Source organism: Pseudomonas zeae (genome assembly GCF_014268485.2).
Classification (GTDB): Bacteria; Pseudomonadota; Gammaproteobacteria; order Pseudomonadales; family Pseudomonadaceae; genus Aquipseudomonas; species Aquipseudomonas neuropathica.
This window is the reverse complement of record NZ_CP077090.1, coordinates 3,235,562-3,249,214: the sequence shown is the minus strand read 5'-3', so window position 1 is coordinate 3,249,214 and position 13,653 is coordinate 3,235,562. Positions and strand designations below refer to the sequence as shown.

The 13,653-nt window shown below is 61.4% G+C and carries 10 protein-coding genes; 4 read left to right on the top strand and 6 right to left on the bottom strand.

Annotated elements, in window-relative coordinates; genetic code table 11:
• Nucleotide 1: 1 nt before the first annotated feature.
• From selB to fdnG, 6 genes are all read right to left on the bottom strand, one after another.
• Complete coding sequence (gene selB, locus HU754_RS14135) at nucleotides 2-1,918, bottom strand: selenocysteine-specific translation elongation factor (RefSeq protein ID WP_186621699.1); 1,917 nt, start codon at nucleotides 1,916-1,918, stop codon at nucleotides 2-4.
• Entirely contained in the window at nucleotides 1,915-3,327 is a 1,413-nt protein-coding gene (gene selA / locus HU754_RS14130) for an L-seryl-tRNA(Sec) selenium transferase (protein WP_186621677.1), read from the bottom strand. The genes selB and selA overlap by 4 nt, the downstream gene beginning before the upstream one ends.
• Nucleotides 3,328-3,506: 179 nt before the next feature.
• Nucleotides 3,507-4,433, bottom strand: a complete 927-nt coding sequence (fdhE, locus tag HU754_RS14125; RefSeq protein WP_186621675.1) for a formate dehydrogenase accessory protein FdhE — start codon at nucleotides 4,431-4,433, stop codon at nucleotides 3,507-3,509.
• Nucleotides 4,434-4,436: 3 nt separating this feature from the next.
• Entirely contained in the window at nucleotides 4,437-5,102 is a 666-nt protein-coding gene (locus HU754_RS14120) for a formate dehydrogenase subunit gamma (protein ID WP_099759214.1), read from the bottom strand.
• Nucleotides 5,099-6,034 carry a formate dehydrogenase subunit beta gene (gene fdxH, locus HU754_RS14115; RefSeq protein ID WP_186621667.1) on the bottom strand — a complete coding sequence of 312 codons (936 nt, stop codon included), beginning with the start codon at nucleotides 6,032-6,034 and terminating at the stop codon, nucleotides 5,099-5,101. The genes HU754_RS14120 and fdxH overlap by 4 nt, the downstream gene beginning before the upstream one ends.
• Nucleotides 6,035-9,100 (bottom strand): formate dehydrogenase-N subunit alpha, encoded by a 3,066-nt coding sequence (gene fdnG, locus HU754_RS14110; protein ID WP_139213394.1) that lies wholly within the window; start codon nucleotides 9,098-9,100, stop codon nucleotides 6,035-6,037.
• A gap of 323 nt (nucleotides 9,101-9,423) precedes the next feature.
• Between fdnG and HU754_RS14105 the strand changes: the two genes are divergently transcribed.
• The 4 genes from HU754_RS14105 to HU754_RS14090 all read left to right on the top strand — a co-directional run bounded on the left by HU754_RS14105 (nucleotide 9,424) and on the right by HU754_RS14090 (nucleotide 13,569).
• Complete coding sequence (locus tag HU754_RS14105) at nucleotides 9,424-10,578, top strand: MalY/PatB family protein (RefSeq protein ID WP_186621658.1); 1,155 nt, start codon at nucleotides 9,424-9,426, stop codon at nucleotides 10,576-10,578.
• A 214-nt stretch (nucleotides 10,579-10,792) separates the two neighbouring features.
• Complete coding sequence (locus HU754_RS14100; RefSeq protein ID WP_186621650.1) at nucleotides 10,793-11,650, top strand: glucose 1-dehydrogenase; 858 nt, start codon at nucleotides 10,793-10,795, stop codon at nucleotides 11,648-11,650.
• 90 nt (nucleotides 11,651-11,740) lie between these two features.
• The gene (locus tag HU754_RS14095) at nucleotides 11,741-13,105 is read left to right on the top strand and encodes a cation:proton antiporter (RefSeq protein WP_186621648.1); all 1,365 of its coding nucleotides are present in this window, start codon (nucleotides 11,741-11,743) and stop codon (nucleotides 13,103-13,105) included.
• A gap of 167 nt (nucleotides 13,106-13,272) precedes the next feature.
• Nucleotides 13,273-13,569 (top strand): hypothetical protein, encoded by a 297-nt coding sequence (locus HU754_RS14090; protein WP_099759219.1) that lies wholly within the window; start codon nucleotides 13,273-13,275, stop codon nucleotides 13,567-13,569.
• Nucleotides 13,570-13,653 lie beyond the last annotated feature (84 nt).

The window sequence follows — 13,653 nt, the reverse complement described above, 5'->3', positions numbered from 1 at the left end:
CTCATTGTGCGCAGGCGTTAGCCAGCGCGTTGTCGGGGCGGATCTGGCGGGATTCGCCGAGGCGTCGGGTCAGGCCGACACGGTCGAAATATTCGAGGTACTGAATACAGCGTTTGCGTCCCAAGCCTAGCGCATCGCGGAAGGTTGTCACCTGGATCTGCGGATTTTCCTTGGCCAGTTTGAGCAGCACGTCGGCCATTTGGCGCAGTTGCACGTCACTCAAGAACAGGTCGCGCACAACTTGATGCATCAAACCCAAACGCGCCAGTTTACGCAGCAACAGGCGCACGACGGCGTCGTCCTGCCCCAGGACGTTGGCCACATCACGCACCCACGGCGGGTCGAAACCGGCTTGTTCAAACAACGGCTGCAGCCCTAGCCAGAGACTTTCATCCTCGGCATTCAGGCGCACCTGATGATCCGGCAGGTGCAGCCATGGGCCGCTCGCTTGGATCGAGCCGGCCGCGAGCAATTCATCCAGCAAACTGACAAACGTCGCACGCTCCAGCGCCAATCCACTGAAGCGCCGCAACCGATCGCGATCCGGCCCCATCTGGTCGGGTTCCAGTTCATGGAACTGCGTCAGTTGCTCCAACAGGGTGAACTTCAGCTGTGCCCAGCGCTGCACGTTGAACAGCAGCGGGCCTTGACGGGTGTCGATCAGGCGGACGTTTTCAGGTAACGCCCAGGTTGATCGCGGGCGATTGAACTGACGTTCCAGGCGCAGCGGGTCAAGGCCGCCAGCGCTGTAGTTGAGCAGCGCGGGCAAGAGTTGTTCGAACTCGTCGCCCGAGCCCAAGGCGCGCAGTTGCTCGAGACGTTCGGGGCTACGGCGTTGTCGTGCCGGGGCGAACGGGTCGAGGACCTGACCGCCACCGAGGGTGCGTTGCGCACTTTGGTCGCGCAGGATCAGGCGATCGCCCTTCACCGCGTGCACCGGCGCATTGATCAGCAGTTGCGCGAACATGCGCTCGCCGGGTCTCAAGCGCGGCCCCTCGAGCAAGGCCACCCGGGCGATGACATCTTGCGTGCCGAGGTGCACGTGCACCGGGTGAAAGTGTTCGAAGGTGCGTTCGCCGGGCAGCAGTTGAAAGTCGATGTCGACCCGTTGCGTTGACGCGTGCAGCCATTCGCTCAGCAGCCACTGGCCGCGATGGATCTGCGCCAGTTCGAGGCGCTCGCCGGTCAGGTTCAACGCCACCCGTTGCCCGGCGAAGGCCTGTTCGGCGGGTTGGTTCTGCGCATGTAGGCCGCGCACTCGTACCGATTTGCCCGAAGGCCCGAGGCTGAGCTTGTCGCCGACAACCACCGCCCCCGACAATGCCGTGCCGGTCACGACAATCCCCGCACCGGCGACGCTGAACGCGCGGTCGATGGCCAGACGAAAACCGCCGTCACGACTGCGCTCCAGTACTTCACGTTGCGTCTGCAATAACGTCTCGCGCAAATCATCAACGCCCTGCCCGGTCACGCTCGACACAAGCACGATCAGCGCTTCAGCAAATGGCCCGACCTCAAGCAGATCCAGCACCTGCCGCTGCACCTCCTCCACCCTGCCCGCTTCGACCCGGTCGCATTTGCTGATCGCCACCACGGCGCGCGGGATGCCGAGCAATTCGACAATCGCCAGATGCTCGCGGGTCTGCGGCATCACGCCATCGTCTGCGGCAATCACCAGCAAGACCAGATCGATACCCTGCGCGCCAGCGAGCATGTTGTGGGTGAATTTCTCGTGGCCGGGCACGTCGATAAACCCGGTCAGCCCCGCGCCGGGTTCCAGTTCGGCATAGAGATAACCGAGGTCGATGGTCATGCCGCGTGCACGTTCCTGCGGGCGGCGGTCGCCGGTTTGTCCGGTCAGCGCTTGTAGCAGCGACGTCTTGCCGTGGTCGATGTGCCCTGCCGTGCCGACGATCACGGGTCGACCTGCAACTGTGGCAATTGCGCGAGCCATGCCGGTTCTTCGTCGAGCTGACGCAGATCCAGCCACAGGGCATCGTCGTCAATCCGCCCAAGAACGGGGATCGGCAACGCGCGCAACGCCGCTTCCAGATTCAGCAGGCAGCGCCCGCGCAAACGCTTGGAGACTTGCGGGCGCAGACACAATGCCGCACTCGGCAAACGCGCGACCGGTTGGCTGCCGCTGCCGATCATGCCCAAGGACTCGACTGCGCTAACCTGCCAAACCGACCCCAGGATTTCAGCCATCAAGGGCTGCAAGCGTGAGGCCTGCGCAAAGATATCTGCCTGCGGCCGGGTGAGCAGACGCAAGCTCGGCAGACGTTCAGCGAGGCGATCAGGATCGCGATACAACCCGAGCACCGCCTCCAGTGCCGCCAGGGTCAACTTGTCCACCCGCAGCGCACGTTTCAACGGGTTCTTCTTGATCTTCGCGATCAATTCTTTGCGCCCGACGATCAGCCCGGCCTGCGGGCCGCCGAGTAGTTTGTCGCCGCTGAAAGTGACGATGTCCGCGCCGTCCAGCAGCGCCTGCCGCACCGTTGGTTCGGCCGGCAAACCCCAGCGGGTCAGATCCAACAGGCTGCCGCTGCCCAGATCTTCCAGCAACGGCAAGCCATGCCGATGGGCCAACTCGGCCAATTCCGCAGTCGGCACCCGCGCGGTAAACCCTTCGATGCTGTAGTTGCTCGCATGCACACGCATGATCAAACCGCTGCGCGGGCTGATCGCTGCTTCGTAGTCGCGGGCATGGGTGCGATTGGTCGTGCCGACCTCATGCAGGCGCACGCCGGCGCGGGCCATGATGTCGGGGATGCGGAAGGCGCCGCCGATTTCGATCAGCTCGCCACGGGAAATGATGCCTTCCTTGCGCGCGCCCAGGCTGTTTAGCGTTAGCAGCACGGCGGCGGCATTATTGTTGACCACGGTGACGGCTTCGGCGCCGGTCAGTTCGCGGATCAGGCCTTCGATCAGGTCATCGCGATCACCGCGTTTGCCGCTGGCCAGATCGAATTCCAGATTGAGCGGATAACGTGCGGCCATTTGCACCGCGTCGATGGCTTCGTCGGGCAGCAAGGCGCGACCGAGGTTGGTGTGCAACACCGTGCCGGTGAGGTTGAAGACCCGGCGCACGTGGCTGCGATGTTGCTGGAGCAGGCGTTCACTGACGCGGCCAGCGAGCACTTCAGGGCTGATTTCGACGGCTGACAATTGCCCGTTCAACACACCGGGGCGCAGCTCATCGAGCAGCTGACGCAGCCCCGTCAGTAACGAATCCCGGCCGTAACGCTCGGCCAACGGCGCGCACGCCGGGTGACGCAACAAGCCGTCAATAGACGGCAACCGCAGGGCAACGCTGGAAGACATCAGCCACTCCTGATTCCACTGAAACAACCCCTTCGGGAACAAGCTCCCTCCCACAAGGGTTTCAGAAGTGTAGACGCACTGGGGAGCGAGCCTGCTCGCGAAGGCGGTAAGTCAGTCAAAGCTGATGTGGCTGAAATGGCCCCTTCGGGAGCAGGCTCCCTCCCACAGTTTTGCTCTCGTCATTCGTCTCCCGGGGCCAGCAACAGATTCGGTGCCAGACGCTGATAGCCGTCCTGCGCCAGGCGCATATCCAGCAGCAAACTGTCGAGATCGGCCGAAAAAGCCTCGGCGTCAGCATCGTTTTCCAGATAAACCAGTTTCAAATAGCTGTTACAACTTGGGCAGACTTCAGCCCGCAGCGGCGCTTGATTCGCCGCGTGGCGATCATCCTCGAGGCTGAAATAGTCGAGGCCTTTGCTCGACTCGCAATACACGCACTTGACCCGCACCACATGCCATTCGCACGCACACAGCGAACACACCAGATAACGCAGACCGTTGTGCTTGCCGCGATGGCGAATCACCCCGGCCATGGCCGGTGAACCACAGGCTGGGCATTGGCTGAGGCTGTCGCCGGGTTTCAGTTGCAGATTCGCCGCGCTGAGCAGCCAGTGACTCCACGCCACTTGCAGTGCCGCGCCAAGAAACGGCACCAACTGCGCCGGCACCATCGAATACTGACCACTGACCAACGCCACGGCCCATGCACGTAACTGGCCGGGACTGGCGACCCGCAACGTTGTCACCGCCTCAATGACGGCGGGCTGATCATCAGGTTCATAGCGCTGCAACAAAGCATCGAGATAAGCCTGCCAACCCTCTTCACGCACTAACGTGTCAGCCGCAAACGGCGGCAAACCATGCTGCTGACAAGCCTCAATCCGTTGCTGATCGAACGGTGCGGTCAGCGGCGGATCATCAAACACCTGCTGCTGCACCCGGCACAGCCCGGCAATCAGTCGCAGATACTCTGCCAGCGCATGCCCCTCGGCCAGTTGTTCCAGTCGATCAGCCCGCAGCGCAAACAGGTTCGAAGGCGGCAGATGCAGAAACGGCGGCGAACTCGCCGCCGCTTCGATTTCCCCAGGTTCAAGAATGGTTGGCAAAAGTCAGCCCTTTTTGGTGATCGGTCGCTCCGGCACGTCCGGTTGGCGCTCATCGCGGGTGATCTCGCGATACCAGAGTTCATGGTGTTTCTTCGCCCAGGCGCGGCTGACCCAGCCATGCATCATCGCGTCCACCGAACCCTTGATCCACAGCCCGGCGTAGATGTGAATGATGATGCTCAGCACCAGAATGAACCCGGCCAGCGCATGCAGCAGCATTGCCCAGCGAATCACGGTGATGCCGAAATACGCACTGAACCAGGCGCGCCAGATCACCAGTCCGGTGAACAGCAAACCCAGCATGCACAGGAGTAAAGTCCAGAACAGCAACTTCTGCCCGGCGTTGTATTTGCCTACCGGTGGCACGCTTACTTCATCGTTGACCAACACTCGGTCAATGCGGCGCATCCACTTCCAGTCGTTGTCGATAAAGAAATTCGAACGCCAGAAACGGAACACCAGACCGAGGAACAACACAAACATCGCGATGCCCATGTACGGATGCAGAATCCGCGTCCACGGCCCGCCGCCAAACAGGTTGCTCAGCCAGAACAACGACGGATGAAACAACGCCAGACCCGACAGCCCGGCCATGAAAAACAGGATCGCCACCAGCCAGTGATTAGTGCGCTGGTTGGCGGTGTAACGCAGGATCGTCTTGTTGCTCATGGCCGGTCCTCCCCGCGTGGATCGAAGGTGTGCACCGCCGGATCGACGACATGCACCGAGGTGTCGGGCGGCGTCGGATGTTCATCTTCTTCGACGCGATTCGGGCCGATGCGCACGTAATGGAAGAACCCGGCCAGCACCGCCGCACCCATGGCCAGCAGGCCCAGCGGTTTACTGATGCCTTTCCACAGGCCCACCAACGGACTGATTGCCGGATCTAGCGGTAACCCAGCATAGATTTTCGGCGTGTCGGCGTGGTGCAGCACGTACATCACGTGCGTGCCGCCAACACCTGCCGGGTCATACAGACCGGCGTTTTCAAAGCCACGGCTTTTCAGGTCGACGATGCGCTCGGCGGCGTGTTCCTTCATGTCTTCCTTGGTGCCGAAGACGATGGCGCCGGTCGGGCAGGTTTTCACACAGGCCGGTTCCAGCCCTACCGCCACGCGATCCGAACACAAGGTGCACTTGTAGGCCTTGTGATCCTTCTGCGAAATGCGCGGAATGTTGAACGGGCAACCGGTGATGCAATAGCCGCAACCGATGCAGTGGTCCTGATCGAAATCGACGATGCCGTTGGCATGCTTGATGATTGCGCCGGGACTCGGGCACGCCGCCAGACAACCCGGCTCGGCGCAGTGCATGCAGCCGTCCTTGCGGATCAGCCACTCAAGGTTGCCGGCGTCGGTTTCGTGCTCGGTAAAGCGCATCAACGTCCAGGTTTCCGCGCTCAGGTCTTGCGGGTTGTCGTAGGTGCCGTGGTTGTGGCCGACCTCGTCGCGCAGCTCGTTCCATTCCGAGCAGGCGACCTGGCAGGCCTTGCAGCCGATGCATTTGGTGGTGTCGATCAGCTTCGCCACCGCCTCCTGATTCCTCACCGACGGCGGCACGGTTGTGGTGGCCGAGCGGGCAATGATGTCTTGGCTGGCCATTTACAGTTTCTCCACGTTGACCAGGAATGACTTGGATTCCGGGGTCTGGGTATTGCCATCGCCGAGGAACGGCACCAGGGTGTTGGTCAGGTAACCGTGGCGCGTCAGGCCGGTGAACCCCCAATGCAGCGGGATGCCGATCTGGTGCACGACCTGGCCGTTGACCTGCAGCGGCCGGATCCTTTTCGTCACCACCGCCACCGCTTCGATAAAGCCGCGCTTGCAACTGACCCGTACGCGATCACCGGCAGCGATGCCCTTCTCTTTCGCCAGCACTTCGCCGATTTCGACGAACTGCTCGGGTTGGGCAATCGCGTTCAACTTGCAGTGCTTGCTCCAGAAGTGGAAATGCTCGGTGAGCCGGTAACTGGTGCCGGCGTACGGGAAGTCCTTGGCCTCGCCGAGGGTTTCCCAGACCGAATCGAAGATCCGCGCCGCCGGGTTACTGGTGGCTTTCTTGTTTTGCGGGTGCAGCGGGTTGATGCCGATCGGCGTTTCGAACGGCTCGTAGTGCTCGGGAAATGGCCCTTCGTTCATCTTGTCGACGGCGAAGAACCGCGCCACGCCCTCGGGGTTCATGATGAACGGGTTCATCCCGGCTTCCGGCGGCACATCAGCCTTGTAGTCCGGCACGTCGGTGCCGCCCCAGGCCTTGCCGTTCCACCACACCAGACGTTTTTTCGGGTCCCACGGTTTGCCGGCGACGTCCGCCGAAGCGCGGTTGTAGAGAATCCGCCGGTTGGCCGGCCAGGCCCACGCCCAGCCGAGATGCTGATGCATGCCGTACGGATCGGCGTTGTCGCGGCGGGCCATCTGGTTACCGGCCTCGGTCCAGCTGCCGGCGAAGATCCAGCAACCGGACGCGGTGCTGCCGTCATCCTTGAGCAAGCCGAAACCTGCCAGTTGCGAGCCGGCCTTGACCGCGACGCCGGTGGCATCGGTGAAATCTGCCACGGCGCTGCCGTTGATTTCCTTGGCTAGCTCTTCCGGCGAAGGCTCGTCGGGGATCTTGTACGGCCACGTCAGTTTCAGCAGGGGATCAGGGAATTTGCCGCCCTCGGCCTGATAGCGCTTGCGCAGGCGCAGGAACAGTTCGCTCATGATGCGAATGTCGGTCTGCGCTTCGCCCGGGCCATCGGCGCCTTTCCAGTGCCATTGCAGCCAGCGACTGCTGTTGACCAGTGAGCCGTCCTCTTCGGCAAAACAGGTGGTGGGCAGGCGAATGACTTCGGTCTGGATCTCCGCGCTTTTCACGTCGTTGTACGGCCCGACGTTGTGCCAGAACTCCGAGGTTTCGGTAGCGAGCGGGTCCATCACCACCAGCCATTTCAGCTTCGCCAAGGCGCCCATCACGCGGTTCTTGTCCGGCAACGCGGCGATCGGGTTGAAGCCCTGACAGAAGTAGCCGTTGACCTTGCCCTGACTCATCAGGTCGAACATTTTCAGCACGTCGTAGTTGGGGATGTCGAGCTTCGGCAAATGGTCGTAGCACCAATTGTTCTCGGCAGTGGCGTTGGCGCCGTACCACGATTTCATCAGGCTGACGTGGAATTTGCTGTAGTTCTGCCAATAGGACAATTGCCCCGGCCGCAGCGGGACTTGCGTGCGTTTGTGGATGAACTGGGCGTAATCCTGCTCGGTGTCGCTGCCCAGGGTCAGATAGCCCGGTAGCGCATTGGAGAGCAAGCCAAGGTCGGTCAGGCCCTGAATGTTCGAGTGACCGCGCAAGGCGTTGACCCCGCCGCCGGGCATGCCGACGTTGCCCAGCAGCAATTGCACCATCGCCGCGCTGCGAATGATCTGCGCGCCGATCGAGTGCTGCGTCCAGCCGAGGGCGTAGAGAATCGTCATGGTCTTGCCCGGTGTCGAGCAGGTGGCGATCTCTTCCCAGATTTTCTGCATGGCATCGACCGGCATGCCGCAGATCTGGCTGGCGAGGTCGATGGTGTAGCGGCTGTAATGCTGCTTCATCAGTTGATAGACGCAGCGCGGGTCTTGCAGGGTCGGGTCGACTCTGACGAAACCGTCGTCGCCCATCTCGTAACCCCAGCCGGATTTGTCGGTGTAGCTGCGTTTCTCCGCATCGTAGCCGCTGAAGATCCCGTCTTCGAAGCCGTAGCCTGCTCTGACGATGAACGACATGTCGGTGTAGTTGCGCACGTACTCGTGCTGGATCTTGTCCTCGGTCAGCAGGTAATTGATCAAACCGCCCATGAAGGCGATGTCGGTGCCGGTGCGGATCGGCGCGTAATAGTCGGCCACAGACGCGGTCCGGGTAAAACGCGGATCGACCACGATCAGCCGCGCAGCGTTGTGCGCTTTGGCCTCGGTTACCCATTTGAAGCCGCACGGATGCGCTTCTGCTGCGTTGCCGCCCATCACCAGAATCAGATTCGCGTTGGCGATATCGGTCCAGGTATTGGTCATGGCACCACGGCCGTACGTCGGGGCAAGACTTGCCACCGTCGGGCCGTGTCAGACACGCGCCTGGTTATCGAACCCCAGCATGCCAAGACTGCGAATCACCTTCTGGGTGATGTAGCCGGCTTCGTTGGACGCCGCCGACGCCGCGAGAAAACCGGTGCTCAGCCAGCGATTCACCGTTTGCCCGTTGGCATTTTTCTCGATGAAATTGGCATCGCGGTCGGCTTTCATCAGGTCGACGATGCGATCAAGCGCTTCGTCCCAACTGATCCGTGTCCATTCGCTGCTGCCCGGTTTGCGCGTTTGCGGGTAGAGCAAACGGCCGGGGCTGTGAATGAAGTCGAGCAGGCCTGCGCCTTTCGGGCAGAGGGTGCCGCGGTTGACCGGGTGGTCGGCGTCGCCCTCAATGTGAATGATGCTTTGCGCGACATTCTTCGCGGCATCGCCCTGGCTGTACATGATCAACCCGCAACCGACCGAGCAATACGGGCAGGTGTTGCGGGTTTCATGGGTGTGGGCAAGCTTGAAGTGGCGCACCTGCTCGGCGAAGGCTGGCGTCGGGGCCATGCCCAACGCGCCCAGGCTAGAGCCTGCAAGGCCGATACCGGCGACCTTGAAGAACTGACGACGGCTGAGATCCATCGTGCACTCCTGATCAGGTGGAACCCGGTACTGGTGCCGGGTTTTATCTGGACAATCACGGTTGCGGCAAACGTCTGCCGACTTTTTCACTGTAGACAATGACCACACGATCTGTGTGAAAACCGACCGTCGGCGACAATCGGTCATGCACTGGAAAACCTGTGGGAGCGAGCCTGCTCGCGAAGAGGCCCTGTCAGTTGAAACAAATATTGACTGACACACCGCCTTCGCGAGCAGGCTCGCTCCCACAGGTTTTGTGTGCTCCTACACGGCCGTGGGCTTATCATGCCGGCAGGACCATTCCCGCCTTCACGAGACCGCGCATGACTTTCGATTTTGATCAGGTATTCGACCGCCACAACACCGGCAGCACCAAGTGGAGCCGCTATTGCGCCGACGTGTTGCCGATGTGGGTCGCTGATATGGATTTCGCCGCGCCGCCGGTGGTGATCGAGGCGCTGCAACAACGCTTGCTGCATCCGCTGGTGGGCTACAGCGTGGCGCAGGACAACTTGCGCGAAGCCATCGTCGCCGACCTCTGGAACAAGTTTTCCTGGAAGGTCAAACCGCAGGAACTGATTTTTCTGCCGGGCGTCGAGTCGGGCTTCAACATGGCTTTGAAAGCGCTGGTGCAGGCGCAGCAGAACGTCGTGGTGCAAGTGCCCAACTACCCGCCACTGCGCCACGCGCCGGGGCATTGGGGCTTGAACAAGGTTGAACTGGAGTTCGTCGCCCAGGCTGACGGCACTTACCTGACGCCGCTGGACGTGTTGCGTGAGTCGCTGAACGGCGGTGGCGCGCTGTTGCTGAGCAACCCGCACAACCCGATCGGCAAAGTGTTTGGCCGTGAAGAGTTGCAAGCCGTGGCCGACATTTGCGTGGCGCAGGACGCGTGGATCATTTCCGACGAAATCCACGCCGAGCTGTGCTTCGACGGTCGCGTACATATTCCGACCGCCTCGTTGAGCCCTGAGATCGCTGAGCGCACCATCACGCTGATGTCGGCGAGCAAGGCCTACAACATCGCCGGCCTCAAGACCTCGTTCATGATCATCCAGAACGCCGCCCTGCGCGAACGCGTCAATCACGCCCGTTGCGGCATGGTCGACAGCGTCAATCCGCTGGGCATGGAAGCCACTCGCGTGGCGTACAGCGAAGGCGGGCCGTGGCTGGCCGAGCTGAAAACCTACCTGCAAGCCAATCGCGACTGGCTGGTAGAAGCGGTGCGCAAACGCTTGCCGGGCGTGACCATCAATGTGCCGCAGGGCACGTATCTGGCGTGGCTGGACTGCTCGGCGCTGGACCTGGACAACCCGCAGCAGTTCTTCCTTGAGCAGGGCAAGGTTGGCCTCAGCGCCGGTCTGGACTTCGGCGATCAACACCAGCAGTTCGTCCGTCTGAACTTCGGCTGCCCGCGTTCGCTGCTCGAAGAAGGCATCGCCCGCATGGAACGCGCCCTGACACAACGCCACACTTAAGAGCACCACATCCCCGTGTAGGAGTGAGCCTGCTCGCGATAGCGTCCTGACATCCAACATCATTGTTGACTGAAATACCGCTATCGCGAGCAGGCTCACTCCTACAGGGGTTTTGCATTTCCAAGTCGAGAAATGCGGCGTAAATCCGATCGAACTCACGGCAAACACACCGGGTCAACCGCCCATACCTGCCCTGAAACTTCGGAGACCCGCGATGACCGACTATCCAAAACCGCCCTTCCCCAAACAGGCTCAGGCCGTTCCCGGTTCGCAACGCAAGATGGAGCCCTATCCCGATTGCGGCGAGCAGAGCTATGTCGGCTCCGGGCGACTGTCCGGCAAGATCGCCCTGATCACCGGTGCCGACAGCGGTATCGGCCGCGCTGTGGCCATTGCTTTCGCCCGTGAAGGCGCCGACGTTGCGGTCGCCTATCTGAATGAACACGAAGACGCCCAGGAAACCGCGCACTGGGTCGAGCAGGCCGGGCGCCAGTGCCTGCTGTTACCCGGCGATATTGCGCAAAAGGCCCATTGCCAGGCCTTGGTCGACAAGACCGTGGAACGCTTCGGCCGCATTGATGTGCTGGTCAACAACGCCGCGTTCCAGATGACCCACGAAACCTTCGAAGAAATCCCCGACGACGAATGGGTGATGACCTTCGACGTCAACATCACCGCGATCTTCCGCTTGTGTCAGGCCGCGATAAAGCACATGGGCGCCGGTTCGTCGATCATCAACACCAGCTCGATCAACTCGGACATGCCCAAACCCACCCTGCTCGCCTACGCCACCACCAAAGGCGCGATCGCCAATTTCACCGGCGGTCTGGCGCAGATGCTCGGGCCAAAGGAAATCCGCGTGAACTGCGTGGCACCGGGGCCGATCTGGACGCCGCTGATCGTCTCGACCATGCCCGATGAAGAAGTGCAGAACTTCGGCGGCAACACCCCGCTCGGCCGCCCCGGCCAACCGGTCGAAGTGGCGCCGATCTACGTGTTGCTGGCCTCGGACGAAGCCAGTTACATCACCGGCCAGCGCTATGGCGTGACCGGTGGCAAACCGATGCTGTGATGACGCCTTCGCCAACGCCTACAGTAAAACTGAAGGCCCATTGAACACGGTGCGATTGCCGTCACATCAAACATTTGAAGGCGGCAGATCATGAGTTTTATCGTGTGGGTCGCCGTACTCGGCGCAGTCCTGCTGACCCTGGCGCTGACGTCGTCATACCTGCGCTGGATGCCGGTGACCACCTCGGCGGTTTGTTTGCTGCTGGGTATCGGCATCGGTCCCAGTGGCCTCGATCTGCTGAAACTATCCCTGGAAGACGCCTCGCTGTGGATGGAGCACCTGACGGAAGTCGCGGTGCTCTTCTCTCTGTTCGTCTGCGGCCTGAAATTGCGCCTGCCGCTGCGCGACAAGCGTTGGCGAATCGCCTTCGGCCTCGCCGGCCCAGTAATGGTTCTGACCATCGCCGGGGTGTGCCTGCTGCTGCATTTTGCTTTGCGCTTGCCGTGGGGGCCGGCGTTGTTGATCGGGGCGATGCTGGCGCCCACCGACCCGGTGCTGGCGGCGCTGGTGCAGGTCAATGATGCGCGGGATGTCGACAGCGTGCGTTTCGGCCTGTCGGGTGAGGCCGGGCTGAATGACGGGGTGGCGTTTCCGTTTGTGATTCTCGGCTTGTTGTTGATTCACGGTGATGGCTCTGCCGCCGAGTGGCAGGGCTGGGTCTTGCGCAGTTTGTTGTGGGCGGTGCCCGCAGGCCTGCTCACCGGTTACTGGATGGGCCGTGGTATCGGCCGCGTGACCCTGTCGCTGCGCATTCACAATGACGACAGCACGCTCAGCCCGAACGACTATCTGGCGTTGTCGTTGATTGCCCTGGCGTATGTCGTTGCCGAGGCGATTGGCGGCTATGGTTTTCTGTCGGTGTTCGCTGCCGGGTTGGGCCTGCGTCAGGTCGAAGTCAAATCCACCGGCGCCGGGCAACCGCCCGCCGAGCACTTGGTGCAGCCGGTGGTCGGTCATCAGAACGTCGAACCGCAGCACGCGGTGCACGGCGACACCGAACGGCTGGAAAGCAGCCAGGTCGCCGCCGGGATCATGATGGGCGACATGCTGTCGTTCGGCAGTCTGGTCGAGCGCGCCATGGAAGTATTTCTGGTGACCCTGCTCGGCGTGGTGCTGGTGGCGCACTGGGACTGGCGGGCGTTGCTGGTGGGCGGCGTGCTGTTCTGCCTGATCCGCCCGGCCTGCGTCGCGCTGATGCCTTGGGGCGCACTGCTCAAAGGAAGGCAACGGCTGTTGATCGGCTGGTTTGGCATTCGCGGTATCGGCAGCCTGTTCTATTTGTTTTATGCCTTGAACCACGGGCTGACCGACACGGTGGCCAGCCTGTGTACCGATCTGACCTTGTCGGTGGTGGCGCTGAGCATCTTGCTCCACGGCATCAGCACGCAACCGATCCTCGCCCGTTACGAACAGCGCAAAAAAACAAAAAAACTGATTTTTGATTTGCGGATTTAACCGGGAATTGATCGAATTTTTTTCTATAAAAAAATGGATCCCTGATTAATGGCCGGCAGTCACAAGCATAACCCCTCGCCGGATGTGTCCGGCGGGGCCCGGCAGGTTCGGTTCCCCTGCGGCGCTACGCCTATGAAACGGAATCCTTGAAGATTAAGGTCACGGTCATGAAAGAATGCTCGACTCCTGCGCAAATCAAGGCTTGCAGAGCACTGGCTCTGGAACGCAATCGTCAATTGTTCGATAACGCTCACACCCTCAACCGCGCGGCCAATGCGCTGCTTGACGTTGAACACCTGGATATCGAGCAATTTGAACATTACCGAGCGCTGCGCAAGAAAGCCGATTTGATGTTTGAAGATGCGATCGATCATTTGTGCGTCTTGAACGAAGACTTCCCGCCGATCCCGATGTCGTCGCAAAACTCGGTGGCGCTGCGTCGAGAGCTTGAGACCGTGGAGTGAGGCAGAAAAGCCCCTCACCCTAGCCCTCTCCCAGAGGGAGAGGGAACTGACCGAGGTGAATGGTCGAGGTACGCCGACCTGAGA

Bases quoted from the DNA above. Each gene is read 5' to 3' on its own strand.
- selA (WP_186621677.1), bottom strand. From the start codon at position 3,327: ATGTCTTCCAGCGTTGCCCTGCGGTTGCCGTCTATTGACGGCTTGTTG.
- HU754_RS14120 (WP_099759214.1), bottom strand. From the start codon at position 5,102: ATGAGCAACAAGACGATCCTGCGTTACACCGCCAACCAGCGCACTAAT.
- fdxH (WP_186621667.1), bottom strand. From the start codon at position 6,034: ATGGCCAGCCAAGACATCATTGCCCGCTCGGCCACCACAACCGTGCCG.
- HU754_RS14105 (WP_186621658.1), top strand. From the start codon at position 9,424: ATGACTTTCGATTTTGATCAGGTATTCGACCGCCACAACACCGGCAGC.
- HU754_RS14100 (WP_186621650.1), top strand. From the start codon at position 10,793: ATGACCGACTATCCAAAACCGCCCTTCCCCAAACAGGCTCAGGCCGTT.
- HU754_RS14095 (WP_186621648.1), top strand. From the start codon at position 11,741: ATGAGTTTTATCGTGTGGGTCGCCGTACTCGGCGCAGTCCTGCTGACC.
- HU754_RS14090 (WP_099759219.1), top strand. From the start codon at position 13,273: ATGAAAGAATGCTCGACTCCTGCGCAAATCAAGGCTTGCAGAGCACTG.